Genomic DNA, 15,419 nt, shown 5'->3' with positions numbered 1-15,419 from the left:
GGATGCACACCCTGCGCCCTCGCCCACTCCGTCAGCTTCACACCCTCACAACGACGCTCACCCAATCGACGTTACGCTCACGCAAACAACCCTGGAGACGAACAGTTAACTACCCCTGTCGGACACCCCCGCCCTTGCCTAGAGTGATCGGGTGACACAGCCCGTGACGCCTGCCGCGTACTTCCGATTCCCGCACCTGCATGGCGAGTTGGTGGCCTTCACCGCCGAGGACGACGTGTGGCTCGCACCCCTCGACGGCGGGCGCGCCTGGCGCGTCAGCGCCGACAACATGCCGGTCACCCTGCCCCGTATCTCGCCCGACGGCACCACCGTCGCCTGGACCTCCACCCGCGACGGGGCCCCCGAGGTGCACGCCGCACCGGTCGACGGCGGACCCGCCACCCGGCTGACGTACTGGGGAAGCCCCCAGACCAAGGTGCGCGGCTGGACCCCCGACGGCCGGGTGCTCGTGCTGAGCACGCACGACCAGGCCAGCCTGCGCCGCAGTTGGGCCCGTGCGGTCCCGCTCGACGGCGGACCGGCCACCACCCTGCCGTACGGGCCGGTCGGCGCGGTCGCCTTCGGCCCGCACACCGTGCTGGTGTCCGCGTCGATGGGCCGCGAGGCCGCGGCCTGGAAGCGCTACCGGGGCGGCACGGCGGGCAAGCTGTGGATCGACCGGGAGGGCGACGGGGAGTTCACGCGGCTGCACGCCGACCTCGACGGCAACATCGAGTACCCCGTGTGGGCGGGAATGGGGGTCCCCCCGCTCGAGCGAAGCCGAGAGTGGGGGAGGATCGCGTTCCTCTCCGACCACGAGGGCACCGGCGCGCTCTACTCCTCCCTCGCCGACGGCTCCGACCTGCGACGGCACACCCCGCTCGGGGGCTTCTACGCCCGCCACGCCGCCGGGGACGGCAACCGGGTCGTGTACTGCTCCGCCGGTGAACTGTGGATCCTGGACGACCTCGACGGCGCCGAGCCGCGCCGCATCGACGTCCGGCTCGGCGGGCAGCGCACCGACCGGCGGCCGTACCCGGTGCCCGCCGCCCGCTGGCTGGGCTCCGCCACCCCCGACCACACCGCACGCGGTAGCGCGGTCGAGGTGCGCGGTGCCGTCCACTGGGTCACCCACCGCCACGGACCCGCCCGCGCCCTGGCAGCCGAGCCCGGCGTCCGCGCCCGGCTGCCGCGCACCTTCCGCACGGAGGGCGAGGAGTGGGTGGTGTGGGTCACCGACGCCGAGGGCGACGACGCCCTGGAGTTCGCGCCCGCCACCGGCCTCGCACCGGGCGCTACCCCGCGCCGGCTGGCCGCCGGACGCCTCGGCCGGGTGCTGGAACTGGCCATGGCCCCCGACGGCAGCCGGGCCGCCGTCGCCGCGCACGACGGACGGCTGCTGCTCGTCGAGCGGGAGACCGGCGAGGTCCGCGAGGTCGACCGCAGCGAGGACGGTGAGGTGTCCGACCTGGCCTTCTCGCCCGACTCGGCCTGGCTGGCCTGGTCGCACCCCGGCCCGCGCCCGCTCAGCCAGCTCAAACTCGCCAACACCGCCGACCTGTCGGTCACCGAGGCGACCCCGCTGCGCTTCCACGACTACGCGCCCGCGTTCACCCTCGACGGCAAGCACCTCGCGTTCCTGTCGACGCGCGCCTTCGACCCGGTCTACGACGAGCACGCCTTCGACCTCTCCTTCATCGAAGGGGCCCGCCCGCACCTCATCCCGCTGGCCGCGACCATCCCCTCGCCGTTCGGGCCGCAGCGGCACGGCCGCCCCTTCGAGGCCCCCGACAAGGACGAGACACCCGACAGCGAGGGCACCCCGGCCACCCGGATCGACCTGGAGGGCCTCGCCGACCGGATAGTGCCGTTCCCCGTCGAGGCCGGCCGCTACTCCGGGCTGCGCGCCGCCAAGGACGGCGTCCTGTGGCTGCGCCACCCCGTGCGCGGTGTCCTCGGCGCCTCCCGCGCCACCCCCGAGGACACCGACCCGGACACCGAGCTGGAGCGCTACGACCTCGTCCAGCAGCGCCTCGAACACCTTGCCCCCGACGCCGACGCCTTCGAGGTCAGCGGCGACGGCAAGCGGCTGCTGCTGCGTGCCGACGGCAAGCTGAAGGTGGTGCCCAGCGACCGGCGCGCCTCCGGCGACGAGGACAGCGAGAGCAACCTCACCGTCGATCTCGGCCGCGTCCGCCAGAGCGTCGACCCGGCCGCCGAGTGGCGCCAGATGTACGACGAGACCGGCCGCCTCATGCGCGACAACTTCTGGCTGCCCGGCCTCGGCGGGATCGACTGGGACGGCGTCCTGGACCGTTACCGGCCGCTCCTGGACCGGGTCGCCACCCGCGACGACCTCGTCGACGTCCTGTGGGAGGTGCACGGCGAACTGGGCACCTCGCACGCCTACGTCGTCCCCCGCGGCTACGGCGGCGGCGCCCGCCAGGGCCTGCTCGGCGCCGACATCTCCCGTCACGAGGACGGCAGTTGGCGTATCGACCGGGTGCTGCCCTCGGAGACCTCCGACCCCGACGCCCGCTCCCCGCTCGCCGCGCCCGGCGTCGCGGTGCGCGCGGGCGACGCGATCCTCGCCGTCGCCGGCCACCCCGTGGACCCGGTCGCGGGACCCGGCCCGCTCCTCGTCGGTACGGCGGGCAAGGCGATCGAGCTGACCGTCTCGCCGTCCGGCGGGGGCGAACCCCGGCACCCGGTGGTCGTCCCCGTCGACGACGAGGAGCCGCTGCGCTACCACGCCTGGGTCGCCGGCCGGCGGGCCTACGTGCACGAGACGTCCGGCGGCCGGCTCGGCTACCTCCACGTGCCCGACATGCAGGCCCCCGGCTGGGCGCAGATCCACCGCGACCTGCGGGTGGAGGTGGCCCGCGAGGGGCTCGTCGTGGACGTCCGGGAGAACCGGGGCGGCCACACCTCCCAGCTCGTCGTGGAGAAGCTGGCGCGGCGGATCGTCGGCTGGGACGTGCCGCGCGGGATGCGGCCGTCCAGCTATCCGGAGGACGCGCCGCGCGGGCCCGTCGTCGCGGTCGCCGACGAGTTCTCGGGGTCCGACGGGGACATCGTCAACGCGGCGGTCAAGGCGCTGGGCATCGGACCGGTGGTCGGCACACGGACGTGGGGCGGCACGATCGGGATCGACAGCCGGTACCGGCTGGTCGACGGGACGCTGGTCACCCAGCCCAAGTACGCGATCTGGCTGGACGGTTACGGGTGGGGCGTGGAGAACCACGGCGTCGATCCGGACGTGGAGGTCGTGGTGCGCCCGCAGGACCATGTGGTGGGCCGGGACGTCCAGTTGGAGGAGGCGGTCCGGCTGGCGCTGCTGGCACTGGAGGAGACACCGGCGAAGGTGGCTCCGCCGCTCCCGGAGTCGTAGTCCGCCGGTGCGGGGGTGGCCGTCCCCCGGGGGGCTGCCACCCCGCCGCTCCCGGGCCCGGACAGGCCGGCGGACGGTGGTGGCCCGCGCGGCATCGAGCCGGCCGTCGCTACGATGCCCCGTAAGAGATCACCGGTGCGAGGAGGATCCGAATGCCAGGCGAGCCGCAGGACGACTGTCTGTTCTGCAAGATCGTGGCGGGGACGATCCCCGCGACGATCGTGCGCGAGACCGAGACGACCGTCGCCTTCCGGGACATCAACCCGCAGGCGCCCACGCACGTCCTGGTGATTCCCAAGGCGCACCATGTGGACGCCGCCGCCCTCGCCGCCGAGGCGCCGCAGCTCGCCGCGGACGTCCTTCGCGAGACGCGGGCGGTCGCCGACGACGAGAAGCTGGAGAGCTACCGCATCATCTTCAACACCGGCAGCGGTGCCGGTCAGACCGTCTGGCACGCCCACGCGCACGTCCTGGGCGGCCGTGGCCTCCAGTGGCCCCCCGGCTGATCCGTGTCCGTACGTGAACTGGTCGTCCTCGGCACCGCCAGCCAGGTCCCGACCCGGCACCGCAACCACAACGGCTACCTCCTGCGCTGGGACGGCGAAGGCATCCTCTTCGATCCCGGCGAGGGCACGCAGCGCCAGATGCTGCGGGCCGGGGTCGCCGCGCACGACCTGAACCGGATCTGCGTCACGCACTTCCACGGCGACCACTCCCTGGGAGTCGCCGGGGTGATCCAGCGCGTCAACCTGGACAAGGTCCCGCACCCGGTCACCGCCCACTTCCCGCGCTCCGGGCAGCGCTTCTTCGACCGGCTCCGGTACGCCACCGCCTACCGCGAGACCGTCGGCATCACGGAGGTCCCGGTGGACGGCGACGGACCCCTCGCCGTCACCCCGTCGTACACGCTGGACGCCCGCCGGCTCTCGCACCCGGTGGAGTCCTACGGCTACCGCCTGACCGAGCCCGACGGCCGCCGCATGCTGCCCGACCGGCTTGCCGCGCGCGGTGTGCGGGGGCCGGACGTCGGCCGTATCCAGCGGGAGGGATCGGTCGGCGGGGTGTCCCTCGAGGAGGTCAGCGAGGTGCGGCGCGGGCAGCGGTTCGCGTTCGTCATGGACACCCGTCTGTGCGACGGGGTGGGGGAGCTGGCGGAGGGCTGCGACATGCTGGTCATCGAGTCGACGTTCCTCGACGAGGACGAGCAACTCGCTGTGGACCACGGTCATCTGACCGCAGGTCAGGCGGCGCGGGTCGCGCGGGACGCCGGTGTCCGGCACCTCGTGCTCACCCACTTCAGCCAGCGCTACAGCGAGCCCGACGAGTTCGAGCGGCAGGCGCGGGCCGCCGGGTTCGTGGGGGAGCTGACGGTGGCGCACGACCTGCTGCGGGTGCCCGTTCCGAAACGGCGGTAGGTTCTGAAACGGCGCCAAACCACCCGTACGATGCTTTGATGCCCCTCCCCAAAGCTGAACTGCACCTGCACATCGAAGGCACGCTGGAGCCGGAGCTGGCCTTCGAACTGGCCGCCCGCAACAATGTCGAGCTGCCGTACGCCGACACCGAGGCACTCCGCGAGGCGTACCGGTTCGAGGACCTCCAGTCCTTCCTGAACCTGTACTACGAGCTGATGGCGGTCCTGCGCACCGAGCGGGACTTCGAGGACCTGGCCGACGCCTACCTCGCCCGTGCCGCCGCGCAGGGCGTGCGGCACGCGGAGATCTTCTTCGACCCGCAGGCCCACCTCGCCCGGGGCGTCGGGATGGGCACGATCGTCGAGGGCCTGTGGCGGGCGCTCGGCCGCAGCGAGACGGACCACGGCGTCTCCGCCCGGCTGATCATGTGCTTCCTGCGCGACGAGTCCGCCGAGTCGGCGCTGGAGACCCTCGACGCCGCGAAGCCCTACCTCGACCGGATCACCGGCATCGGGCTGGACTCGGCGGAGGTCGGGCATCCGCCCGTGAAGTTCCGCGAGGTCTACGAGGCCGCCGCCGCCCTCGGCCTGCGGCGGGTCGCGCACGCCGGTGAGGAGGGGCCGCCGGAGTACATCACCGAGGCCCTCGACGTCCTCGGGGTCGAGCGTGTCGACCACGGACTGCGCTGCATGGAGGACCCGGCGCTGGTGGAGCGCCTGGTGCGGGAGCGGATCCCGCTGACGCTGTGCCCGCTGTCCAACGTACGGCTGCGGACCGTCGACGTCCTCGCCGACCACCCGCTGCCCGCGATGCTCGACGCCGGGCTGCTCTGCACGGTCAACTCCGACGACCCGGCCTACTTCGGCGGCTACGCGGGCGACAACTTCGACGCCGTCCGGTCGCAGCTGGGCCTGGGTGAGGAGCGGCTGCGCGAACTGGCCCGCAACTCCTTCACCGCCTCCTTCCTGGAGGACGACGAGAAACTGCGGGCGCGGTACCTGGCCGAGGTCGACGCGTACGAGTTCTAGGACGCCCGGCCGTCCCGGTGGATCCGGTCCACCAGGATGTCGATGACGAGCGGGGTGCGCGGGCCGAAGCCGAGCAGGACGCCGTCCTCCATGTCGACGACGCGGCGGTTCAGGCCGGCCGGGGTCTGGGCGATGCCGGGGATCGTCAGGAGGCCGTCGAGGCCGCCGACCGACTCCAGGCCCTTGGTCATCATGAGGATGACGTCCGGCTGCGCCTGGGCGAGGGCCTCGGTGGTGATCGGGGTGAAGGGCCGGTCCAGGCCCGCCTGCGTGCCGGCGTCCACCGCGCCGGCCGCCGCCAGCAGCGAGTCGGCGCCGGAGCCCTTGCCGCCGATCAGATAGACGGCCGCGCTGCCGCGCAGGTAGAGGAAGGCGACCTTCGGCCTGCTGCCCTCGGGCACCCCGGCGCGGGCCGCCGTCAACTCGGTGCTCATGCGCTCGTTCAGGGCCCGGCCGGCCTGCGGCACGCCGAGGGCCGCCGCGATGCGGGTGGTGCGGGCGGTGACGTCGGACAGTTTCGTCGCCGGGTCCAGGACGACGACCGGGATCCCCGCCTCACGGATCTGCTGCACGGCCTCCTTCGGCCCGGTGTCGGTGTCGGCGAGCACCACCGTCGGCCGCAGCGACAGCACGCTCTCCGCGCTCACGTCGTGCGCCTTGGTGACCTGGGGGAGCTTCTTCGCCTCCTCGAAGGTGGCCGTGATGTCCCGGCCCACGACGCGGTCGCCGAGCCCGAGCGTGAACACGATCTCGGCGACTCCCCCGTTGAGCGGCAGGATGCGCGAGGCGTCCCGCACGGTCACCCGCCGCCCGTCGGAGGAGTCGACGGTGACCGGCAACAGCGGTGTGGGCGGAGGGCCTTCGAGGGGTACGAGCGAGTTCTCGGCGAGCCGTTCCTCCGCGGCGGCGGCCCGCGCGTTCGCGGACTTCGGGGAGGCGTCCGAGGAGGATGCGGTCCCCGTCCCGCCGCTTGCGCAGGCCGCTGTCAGCAGGGCGAGGGCCAGGCCGAGGGCGGCGAGACGGCCCCGGCCTCCCGCCCGGCGGCGGGCCGGCTGACCTCTTCCGGTTGCTCGCATCGCTTTCCTTCCACTCGGTAGCCCGGCACACGGCGGCTGGCGCATGACTGAGGATTAGCTTAGGTTAGCCTTACCTTAGTGTCGCGTGGTGGGGGTTTCCATGGCATCGGCAAGTGGCCTGCGCGGCCACGGAGTTGGCTGTTTCCTCGCGGTCGCCTCGGCGTCCGCCTTGTTGCTCCCCGCCGCGCCGGCGGCTGCCGCGGGCGGATCGGCGACGGGCCCCGAGGGGCAGAAACTCACCGTGTCCTCGGCGTCCGGCCTCGCCGCGGCGGGCGAGACGGTCACCGTCACCGGCTCCGGCTACAACACCGAGAAGGGCATCTACGTCGCCTTCTGCGTGGACAACGGCGCAGGCAAGACACCCACGCCCTGTGTCGGCGGCGTCGACATGTCCGGCGAGTCCGGCGCCTCCGTGTGGGTCTCCTCCAACCCGCCCTCCTACGGGAAGGGCCTGGCGAAGCCCTACGGCGGCAGCGGACACAAGGGCACCTTCGGCGTGAGCCTCAAGGTCCGCGCCAAGGACGCCAACACCGACTGCACCGCCGCCGGTGTCACCTGCGCCGTCATCACCCGCAACGACCACACCCGCGGCGGCGACCAGAGCCAGACGGTCCGCATCCCGGTGACGTTCGGGACGGCGGGCGGCGCGGGGACCGGCAGCGGGGGTGCGTCGGCGACGCCGAGCGGCACGAGCACTCCGGCCGCGACGGGCGCCACCGGCGCCACAGGCGCCACAGGCGCCACCGAGCCCTCCGGCAGCGGCTCCGACGGCTCCGACGGCTCCATGGCGAGCACCGGCTCCGACCTCGCGCTGCCCCTCGGTCTCACCGCCGCCGCACTGGTCGGCGCCGGCACCGGGACCTGGTTCTGGGCGCGCCGCCGCCGCGCGGGCACCTCGCCGGCGAACTGAAGCGACTTCACCGACGCGACTTCACCGACGCGACCGCATTGGCGCGGCCTCGCTGACGCGACCTCATCCGACAGAGGGAGACCGAATATGGCGAAGAGACCCGGCGCCGTCGCCCTGGAGGCCGGCGCCCTGTTCGCGCTGTGCGCCCCGGGCGCGGCGGCAGCACAGGCCGGCTCCGAGGGGGACCCGCCACCGCGCGAGGTCTCCGGCGGATACGCCGACTGGACGGTGGCCGGGGCGGAGTCGGCCGGCCGGGGCGTCTCGCTCGACGTCACGGGCCCGGCCGTACGGACCTCCGCGGGCCGTGTCTCGTTCCCGGCGCTCGGCGGCGAGGCGGATCCCGAAACCGGCGACGCCGAACTGGAGTTGGGCGGCGCCGCTCGCTTCGAGGGGCCGGCCGCGCGGCCTCTCGTCCTCGCCGGACTGCGACTGCGGCTGGCGGATGCCGGGGGTGCGCTGTACGCCCGTACGGTCGTGGACGGCAGGGCGGGTGAACTCGCCCTGGCCGACGTCACGCGCGGCGCGGCGCCCGCCGTACGGGCGACCGGCGTGACCTGGGCCGGGCTGCGGGCCTCGCTCACCCCCGAGGGGGCTGCCCTGCTGTCCTCCTGGAGCGGTGCGGAGTTCACGGCGGGGGACGGGCTCGGCCTGCTCGACGTGACGGTGGGCACCCCGGCGCCGAAACCGGAGGCCGCCGAGACCCCGCGGGCCGCCTCCCCGAGCGCGAGCGCCCCGGAACCCGCGGCGGCCCCGGAACCGGCCGCCTCCGTCACGCACCCCACCCTCGCTCCGGGCGCCGAACAGAGCGTCACCGGCGAGGGGTTCGCGCCCGGCGCGGTCGTGCTGGTCGCGATCGACGGCGACACCCGGTACCAGACGGTGGCCGACGCCGACGGCCGCGTGGAGCGGACCTTCCCGGTGTACGCCACCGCCTTCGAGGGCGAGCACACGGTCGATCTGAGCGCGGTGACCGGTCGGGGGACGGTGCTGAGCGTGCCGTTCGAGGTCGGCGTGCCGGACTGACGGCACACGCCATGCCGTCTGCAGTCGTATCAGGAGCGGGCCGCACGGTCCGCTCCCCGGCATGCCCGAAAGCCCTTTATCCGCAGGCCTGTTGAGGTTTTTCACGGCCCGTTGACAAACAACTCGAGATTCAACTTAGGTTTGCCTTACCTAAGTTCGCTCATCGAGCCGAGAGGCCTTCCCGTCATGAGACTCACCCCCCGCACCGCCGCCCGCGCCGGTATCGCCGTCGTCGCCACCACCGCCCTCACCCTCGGCCTGGCCGGCTCCGCCTCCGCCGCCACCTCGACCCGTTCCGTCGTCGACGGCGCCACCACCTACAACCTGTCGGTGACCGCCCCCGACACCGCCGCCGCCTCCGGCCAGGTCATCACCGTCACCGGCTCCGGCTACAACACCGGCCAGGGCATCTACGTAGGCCTCTGTGCCGTCGAGGGCAACCAGGGCGACAGCAAGCCGACGCCGTGCCTCGGCGGCCAGGACGAGACCGGCGCCACCGGCGCCTCGCACTGGGTGAACAACCTCTTCGGCGGCATGTTCGCCAACAGCTCCAAGTTCGCCGCCGGCGGCACCTTCAGCGTGCAGATCTACGTCGAGGCCACCCTCGACGACGGCCGGGTCTGCGGCCAGGACGTCGACTGCGCCGTGGTGACGCGCGCCGACCACTTCGACAGCGGCGACCGCAAGTACGACGTCCACGTCCCGATCGCCTTCCAGTAGGCATCCCCGGCCGGGCCCCTCACCGGGCCCGGCCTCCGGCGTCCCCCAGGGTGCGGGGCGCACCCACGAGTGAGGAACCCATGAGAGACGACGCGATGGGCCGGACCGGCCCGGCACGCCCCCGGCACAGACGCCCCGCGGCACTCCTCGGCGCAGCCGTCCTGGTCGCCGTCGCGGCGGCGGCCGTCACCACCGGCACCGCCGCGCAGGCCTCCGGCACACCGAGGACGGCCCTCGGCAAGGACGGTCAGCGTCTCACCGTCTCCGCCTCCGCCGGCCTCGCCGCCGACGGCGAGACCGTGCGCGTCACCGGCTCCGGCTACGACGCGACCAAGGCCGTGTACGTCGCCCTGTGCAAGGACAACGGCGACGGCCGTGTCCCCACCCCCTGCATCGGCGGCGCCGACCAGAGCGGCACCGGCAGCTCCTCGCAGTGGATCGTCCCCGAGGGCGACGTGTACGCGGGTGACCTCGCCGTGACCTGGGGAGCGGGCGGCACCTTCGACGTCGGCATCGCCGTCAAGGCCAAGGACGGCAGCGTCGACTGCACCAAGGTCACCTGCTCCGTCGTCACCCGTGTCGACCACCGCAACGCGGGCGACCGCTCCCAGGACGTCCGTATCCCGGTCACCTTCGAGGGCCAGGGCCCCGGCGGGGGCAACGGCGGCGGCGACGGCGTCGACGTGCCGCCCGGCACGATCAGCTATGCCAGGCAGGCAGACTTCACCACCGCCGGCAAGATCCGGGACCTGCTGCTGCACCCCGAGTCCGGGAAGCTCTACGCCGGCTCGGACGACGTCGTCGACACCGGGGACGTCAACGAGCGCGGCCTGTGGGTCCTCGACGCCGCCGACGGCAAGGTCCTCACCCACCTCGCGAAGTTCCCCGGCGTGGGCGGCGCGTCGGCCGAACGTACCGTCAGCCAGATCGCCGGGCCCCTCGCCACCGACGGCGTCCTCTTCCACTACCCCCTGCGCGGCCTCGGCACCGCCAAGGACGGCGACCAGAGCGCCGCCACCGTGTGGCTCAACGGCGCCTCCTTCACCGCCGTCGGCGCCGGCACCAAGGCGGGCACCGCACTGGTCGCCCAGGGCGCCACGCTCTCCGAACTGGACACCGCCACCGGCGCCGTCCAGCGCACCATCGCCCTCGAAGGCGGCTCCCAGCTGGGCGTCGACCCGGCCCACAAGGCCGCCTGGTCCACGGGTTCCACCGGCGGTCAGCTGCGCCGCGTGGACACCTCCGACACCACCGCGTTCACCGTCACGGCGACGGCGGCCCTCCCCGCCGCCGGGGTCGGCTTCGTCGAGGCCGACCCCGCCACCGGCAACGTCTGGGTGGGCAGCGGCAACTCCGTCCTGGTCTTCGACCAGGCCGCGAAGCGACTGATCACGATCAGCGGCCCGGACGAGGCCGTGGACGTCGCCTTCGACACCACCACCGGGCGCGCCTTCGTCGTCTGGCAGGACAACGGCGACACCGGCAACGGCGGCGACCAGACCAGCTCCCTCGCCGTGTACGACACGGCGGCCTTCACCCCGGCCGCCGCCCCGGTGACGCTGGAGGACAACCAGTCCCAGCTCGGCGACGCCTCCGTGGCCGTCACCCGCGGTGGCACCTCCGTGTACGTCTCCAGCCCCGCCGAGGGCAAGATCACCAAGCTCGACCTGCGGATGTCCCCCAAGGTCACCCAGGCCCCCACCGACCGCACGGTCGCCCCCGGCGACGAGGTCGCGCTGGTCGCCGCCGCCGAGGGCACCCCGCGGCCCACCGTGAGCTGGAGCGTCAGCCCCGACGGCGGCCAGACCTGGACGAAGATCGCGGACGCCGCGGAGGACACGTACGCCTTCACCGCCCGCGCCGCCCAGGACGGTTACCGCTACCGCGCCGAGTTCACCAACGCGGCGGGCACCACCCGCACCACCCCGGTCACCCTGACGGTCGAGGCCCCCGGCGGCGGCCCGACCCCCACCACCGCGCCCACCCCTTCGGCCCCCTCCGGCACGAAGACCGTCAGCGGCACCGACGGCCAGAAGCTCAAGGTCACCCCGGTCAACAACCTCGCCACCGAGAACCAGACCCTGAAGATCACCGGCACCGGCTACGACGAGAAGAAGGGCATCTACGTCGCCCTCTGCGTCGACAACGGCCCCGGTGAACTGCCCACCCCCTGCGTCGGCGGAGTGGACATGACCGGCGGCTCGCACAGCTCGGCGTGGATCTCCTCGAACCCGCCGGACTACGGCCAGGACCTGGCGACCCCGTACGGCACCGGCGGCACCTTCGCGGTGGAACTGACCGTCGACGCCAAGGACGCGTACACGGACTGCTTCAAGGCGACCTGCGTCCTGGCCACCCGCGCCGACCACACCCTCTCCGGCGACCGTTCCCAGGACGTGAAGGTCCCGGTGAGCTTCACCGGCCAGACCCCGGTCGGCACGGACGAGACCCCGACGGATCCGGGAGGCCCGACGGGCGGCAGCACGACCCCTGACGCCTCCGGCGGCACCGGCACCACGGGCGGCACCGGCACGACCACCACACCCCCAGCCGCCGTCGCCACCGCCGGCGGCGGCAGCCTCGCCTCCACCGGAGCCACGATCGGCACGGCGGCCGGAACGGCCCTGCTGCTCACGGCGACAGGCTGGTACCTCCACAGACGCGCGAGAACGACAGCCGGCAGCCAGACCGACAACTAGCCCGGCAGCCAGACCGACAACCAGCCCGACCGTCAGACCCCGGGCCCCGGCGCGCTGCCCGCGCGCCGGGGCCCGGCCGTGTCGTACGCCCCCTGGCTGGACACACCCGCCGGAACATCCACCGGAATCTCCACGACCTCCTGTTCCGCCGCGCCGACCTGCGGCACCGCCCCGCTGGGCGTGCCGGTGGACGCCGCGAGGAGGGCCGCCGGGGTCCCGCCGCGCCGCCGGACCGCGCCCGGCAGCAGCGGACGCCCGCTCGTGTGCAGCGCGACGACGGTCATCGGCACCGCGACGACCAGCAGCCCGGCGCCCAGCACCAGCCCCATCACCGGGAAGCCGGCTCGCGCCGACAGGAGGCTCCCGGTGAGTGGCCCCGCCGCCGTCCCCAGCGAAGCCGCCGAGCCGACGAGGACCGCCCAGCGCCCGCGCGGGTCGAGCGAGGCGGCCAGCCCGATGAGGTACGACAGCACGATCGGGTAGAGGACGTTCCAGGCGATCTCCCCGGCCGCGAAACTCGCCGGCCCGGTCGCCGAAGCGCTCGCCACGACGCACCCGGCGATCAGCACGGTCCCCCCGCCGATGGGCAGTGCCCGGCCCAGCCGCGCCCCGAGCGCCCCGGCGCCCAGTACGCCCAGCAGCCCGGCACCGAGCGCCACGGCGAAGACGACGCCGACGGCGGCCTCGCTGAGATGCGCCTGCGTGAGACCGATCCGCCCGCTGACGCCCCACAGGGAGTTCTGCACCAGAGACCAGAACGGCATGGCGGCGACCAGCAACAACCCGGACCGCAGGTGCGGCAGCCGCGCCGCCCGCCCCTCGGCCGGGGCCGCCACCACGGCCGTACGCCCCGGAAGCCGCCCGGTGAGCGGCCATACGGCGACGGCGGTGAGGGCGATCGCGGCCAGCGGCTGCCCGTGCCCGGCGCCGAGGTGCGGCACCGTCAGATAGACGGCACCGGCGAGCGCGGACACCCCGAGCAGACCGAGCGTGGAGGCGCGGTGCGGGTCGGGCTCGGCGGCGATCCGGGTGGCGGCGACGGTGGTGGCCGTACCGGAGCCGAAGCCGCCGAGAACGGCACCCGCGACGACCGCGGGGACGCTGTCGGCCACGGCGGCCCCGCCGTACCCGAGGACGGCGAGCACGAGGCCGATGCGGGCCAGGGGGCGGGCCCCGGTCCGCTCGACGCGCGAGGCCAGCGCGAACCCGGCCGAGGCCGAACTCAGCAGCAGCGCACTGCCGACGGCGCCGGCCTGCGTGGCCGACAGGGGGAGCCCCGAGTCCAGCCGTCCCACGACGGTGGGCAGCAGATAGGGAGCGAGATACCCGGCCGTGAAAAGGGCGACGAGGGGCCAGGGAGTGGTGCGGGGCGCGAACACGGGCGTTCCAGGGCAGGCGAAAGGAGAGGCGGCTCAGAAAGAGAGGGGGAGGAGCGACGACCGTCGACGGACAGGAACGCGCGGCCAATTTGTATCAAGCACGCAGTTCTCAGCAGAAGCGGGGAGCAGGTGATCTGAGTCACATGAAGTTTGATCACCGGTGCTCCGGGTAAACAGGCGCCCCTCCGCGGCCCCTCCGCCGGGGCTCCGTTGACGCGAAGGATCCCGCTCCCTAGCCTGCATCTGCATACATGGACGACTTTCACATAGGGAGATGGTCGGGTGGACCTCACCATCAAGGACGTACGGCTCACGCCGATCCTGATCGCCGACCCGCCCCTCCTCAACACGCAGGGCGTGCACCAGCCGTACACCCCGCGCCTGATCGTGGAGGTCGTGACGGCGGACGGCGTCACGGGCATCGGGGAGACCTACGGCGACTCCAAGTACCTGGATCTGGCCCGCCCCTACGCGAAGAAGCTGCCCGGCCGGAAGGTCAGCGACGTGAACGCGCTGTTCACCCTCGGGGACGAGGTGGACGTGGACCGGTCACGGATCTCCGACCAGGTGGACGTGGGCGGCCTGCGGGGCGTCCAGACGGCAGACAAGCTGCGCCTGTCCGTCGTCTCGGCCTTCGAGGTCGCCTGCCTGGACGCCCTCGGCAAGAGCCTCGGCCTGCCGGTGCACGCGCTGCTGGGCGGCAAGGTGCGCGACGCCGTCGAGTACAGCGCCTACCTTTTCTACAAGTGGGCGGACCACCCCGAGGCGGTGCCCCACGAGAAGGACGACTGGGGCGCCGCCATCGACCCGGCCGGCATCGTGGAGCAGGCCCGCAGGTTCAAGGAGCGGTACGGATTCACCTCGTTCAAACTCAAGGGCGGTGTCTTCCCGCCGGACGAGGAGATCGCCGCCGTACGCGCCCTCGCCGAGGCGTTCCCCGGCCACCCCCTCCGCCTGGACCCCAACGGGGCCTGGAGCGTGGAGACCTCACTGCGCGTGGCCCGCGAACTGCGGGACGTCCTCGAATACCTGGAGGACCCGGCGCTGGGCACCCCGGCGATGGCCGAGGTGGCGGCGGGAACGGACGTACCGCTCGCGACGAACATGTGCGTGACGACCTTCGCGGAGATCAAGGATGCCTTCGCCCGCGACGCCGTCCAGGTGATCCTCTCCGACCACCACTACTGGGGCGGACTGCGCAACACCCAGCACCTCGCCGCGATCTGCCGCACCTTCGGCGTCGGGGTGTCGATGCACTCCAACACCCACCTCGGCATCAGCCTCGCCGCCATGACCCACGTGGCGGCCACCGTCCCGGACCTCCACCACGCCTGCGACTCCCACTACCCCTGGCAGTCCGAGGACGTCCTGACCGACCGCCTCACCTTCACCGACGGCAAAATCACCGTCCCCGACACCCCGGGCCTGGGAGTTGACCTGGACAGGGACCGTCTCCAGCACCTCCACCGACGCTGGCTGGACGACAACGGCACCTACCACGACCGCGACGACGAATCGGCGATGCGCGTGGCCGACCCGACCTGGACGACACCCACGGTCCCCCGCTGGTAGGCCGAACCGGGAGCGGGCCGTGGCGGTGCGTCGAAAGCCCGCACCCGCCCCGCATCCCGGCACCCGAACCACGACGGGGGGCGGATGGAGGCGATCCACCGGGAGCGGGCCGTGGCGGTGCGTCGAAGCCCGTCGCGTACTGCGTCTCTGCCCCGTAGAACGTAGAAGGGGCGGCCGTACGTCCGACTGGCGACGGGCTCGACGCA

At 73.3% G+C, this 15,419-nt stretch carries 11 protein-coding genes; 9 read left to right on the top strand and 2 right to left on the bottom strand.

What is annotated here, in order from left to right; genetic code table 11:
• The first annotated feature begins 151 nt into the window (after window positions 1–151).
• From BZL64_RS19500 to BZL64_RS19485, 4 genes are all read left to right on the top strand, one after another.
• On the top strand, window positions 152–3,391 hold the full coding sequence (locus BZL64_RS19500) for a S41 family peptidase (protein WP_086770476.1): 3,240 nt from the start codon (window positions 152–154) through the stop codon (window positions 3,389–3,391).
• A 152-nt stretch (window positions 3,392–3,543) separates the two neighbouring features.
• Entirely contained in the window at window positions 3,544–3,897 is a 354-nt protein-coding gene (locus tag BZL64_RS19495) for a histidine triad nucleotide-binding protein (protein WP_086770475.1), read from the top strand.
• A gap of 3 nt (window positions 3,898–3,900) precedes the next feature.
• Window positions 3,901–4,806: a ribonuclease Z gene (locus tag BZL64_RS19490; protein ID WP_086770474.1), complete on the top strand. Its 906-nt coding sequence runs from the start codon at window positions 3,901–3,903 to the stop codon at window positions 4,804–4,806.
• Between the two features lie 38 nt (window positions 4,807–4,844).
• Window positions 4,845–5,834 (top strand): adenosine deaminase, encoded by a 990-nt coding sequence (locus tag BZL64_RS19485; protein ID WP_086770473.1) that lies wholly within the window; start codon window positions 4,845–4,847, stop codon window positions 5,832–5,834.
• On the opposite strand, the gene BZL64_RS19480 is transcribed toward BZL64_RS19485, so the two are convergent.
• Complete coding sequence (locus BZL64_RS19480) at window positions 5,831–6,910, bottom strand: heme/hemin ABC transporter substrate-binding protein (RefSeq protein ID WP_086770472.1); 1,080 nt, start codon at window positions 6,908–6,910, stop codon at window positions 5,831–5,833. The two genes, BZL64_RS19485 and BZL64_RS19480, sit on opposite strands and share 4 nt — an antisense overlap.
• 100 nt (window positions 6,911–7,010) lie before the next feature.
• Between BZL64_RS19480 and BZL64_RS19475 the strand changes: the two genes are divergently transcribed.
• From BZL64_RS19475 to BZL64_RS19460, 4 genes are all read left to right on the top strand, one after another.
• Window positions 7,011–7,820, top strand: coding sequence for a hypothetical protein (locus tag BZL64_RS19475; RefSeq protein ID WP_244205405.1), 810 nt, complete (start codon window positions 7,011–7,013; stop codon window positions 7,818–7,820).
• A gap of 87 nt (window positions 7,821–7,907) precedes the next feature.
• The gene (locus tag BZL64_RS19470; RefSeq protein WP_086770470.1) at window positions 7,908–8,843 is read left to right on the top strand and encodes an HtaA domain-containing protein; all 936 of its coding nucleotides are present in this window, start codon (window positions 7,908–7,910) and stop codon (window positions 8,841–8,843) included.
• A gap of 186 nt (window positions 8,844–9,029) precedes the next feature.
• On the top strand, window positions 9,030–9,563 hold the full coding sequence (locus BZL64_RS19465; RefSeq protein ID WP_086770469.1) for a hypothetical protein: 534 nt from the start codon (window positions 9,030–9,032) through the stop codon (window positions 9,561–9,563).
• Window positions 9,564–9,643: 80 nt separating this feature from the next.
• Window positions 9,644–12,262, top strand: a complete 2,619-nt coding sequence (locus BZL64_RS19460; protein ID WP_086770468.1) for an immunoglobulin domain-containing protein — start codon at window positions 9,644–9,646, stop codon at window positions 12,260–12,262.
• 32 nt (window positions 12,263–12,294) lie between these two features.
• Here BZL64_RS19460 and BZL64_RS19455 read toward each other — a convergent pair whose 3' ends face one another.
• Window positions 12,295–13,641, bottom strand: coding sequence for an MFS transporter (locus tag BZL64_RS19455; protein WP_086770467.1), 1,347 nt, complete (start codon window positions 13,639–13,641; stop codon window positions 12,295–12,297).
• A 282-nt stretch (window positions 13,642–13,923) separates the two neighbouring features.
• Between BZL64_RS19455 and BZL64_RS19450 the strand changes: the two genes are divergently transcribed.
• Window positions 13,924–15,213: a glucarate dehydratase family protein gene (locus BZL64_RS19450; RefSeq protein ID WP_086770466.1), complete on the top strand. Its 1,290-nt coding sequence runs from the start codon at window positions 13,924–13,926 to the stop codon at window positions 15,211–15,213.
• Window positions 15,214–15,419 lie beyond the last annotated feature (206 nt).

The organism is Streptomyces bobili (assembly GCF_002154575.1).
Classification (GTDB): domain Bacteria; phylum Actinomycetota; class Actinomycetes; order Streptomycetales; family Streptomycetaceae; genus Streptomyces; species Streptomyces bobili.
This window is presented reverse-complemented; position numbering and strand designations above follow the sequence as displayed.

Bases quoted from the DNA above. Each gene is read 5' to 3' on its own strand.
- BZL64_RS19460 (WP_086770468.1), top strand. From the start codon at position 9,644: ATGAGAGACGACGCGATGGGCCGGACCGGCCCGGCACGCCCCCGGCAC.
- BZL64_RS19485 (WP_086770473.1), top strand. From the start codon at position 4,845: ATGCCCCTCCCCAAAGCTGAACTGCACCTGCACATCGAAGGCACGCTG.
- BZL64_RS19475 (WP_244205405.1), top strand. From the start codon at position 7,011: ATGGCATCGGCAAGTGGCCTGCGCGGCCACGGAGTTGGCTGTTTCCTC.
- BZL64_RS19480 (WP_086770472.1), bottom strand. From the start codon at position 6,910: ATGCGAGCAACCGGAAGAGGTCAGCCGGCCCGCCGCCGGGCGGGAGGC.
- BZL64_RS19465 (WP_086770469.1), top strand. From the start codon at position 9,030: ATGAGACTCACCCCCCGCACCGCCGCCCGCGCCGGTATCGCCGTCGTC.
- BZL64_RS19495 (WP_086770475.1), top strand. From the start codon at position 3,544: ATGCCAGGCGAGCCGCAGGACGACTGTCTGTTCTGCAAGATCGTGGCG.
- BZL64_RS19470 (WP_086770470.1), top strand. From the start codon at position 7,908: ATGGCGAAGAGACCCGGCGCCGTCGCCCTGGAGGCCGGCGCCCTGTTC.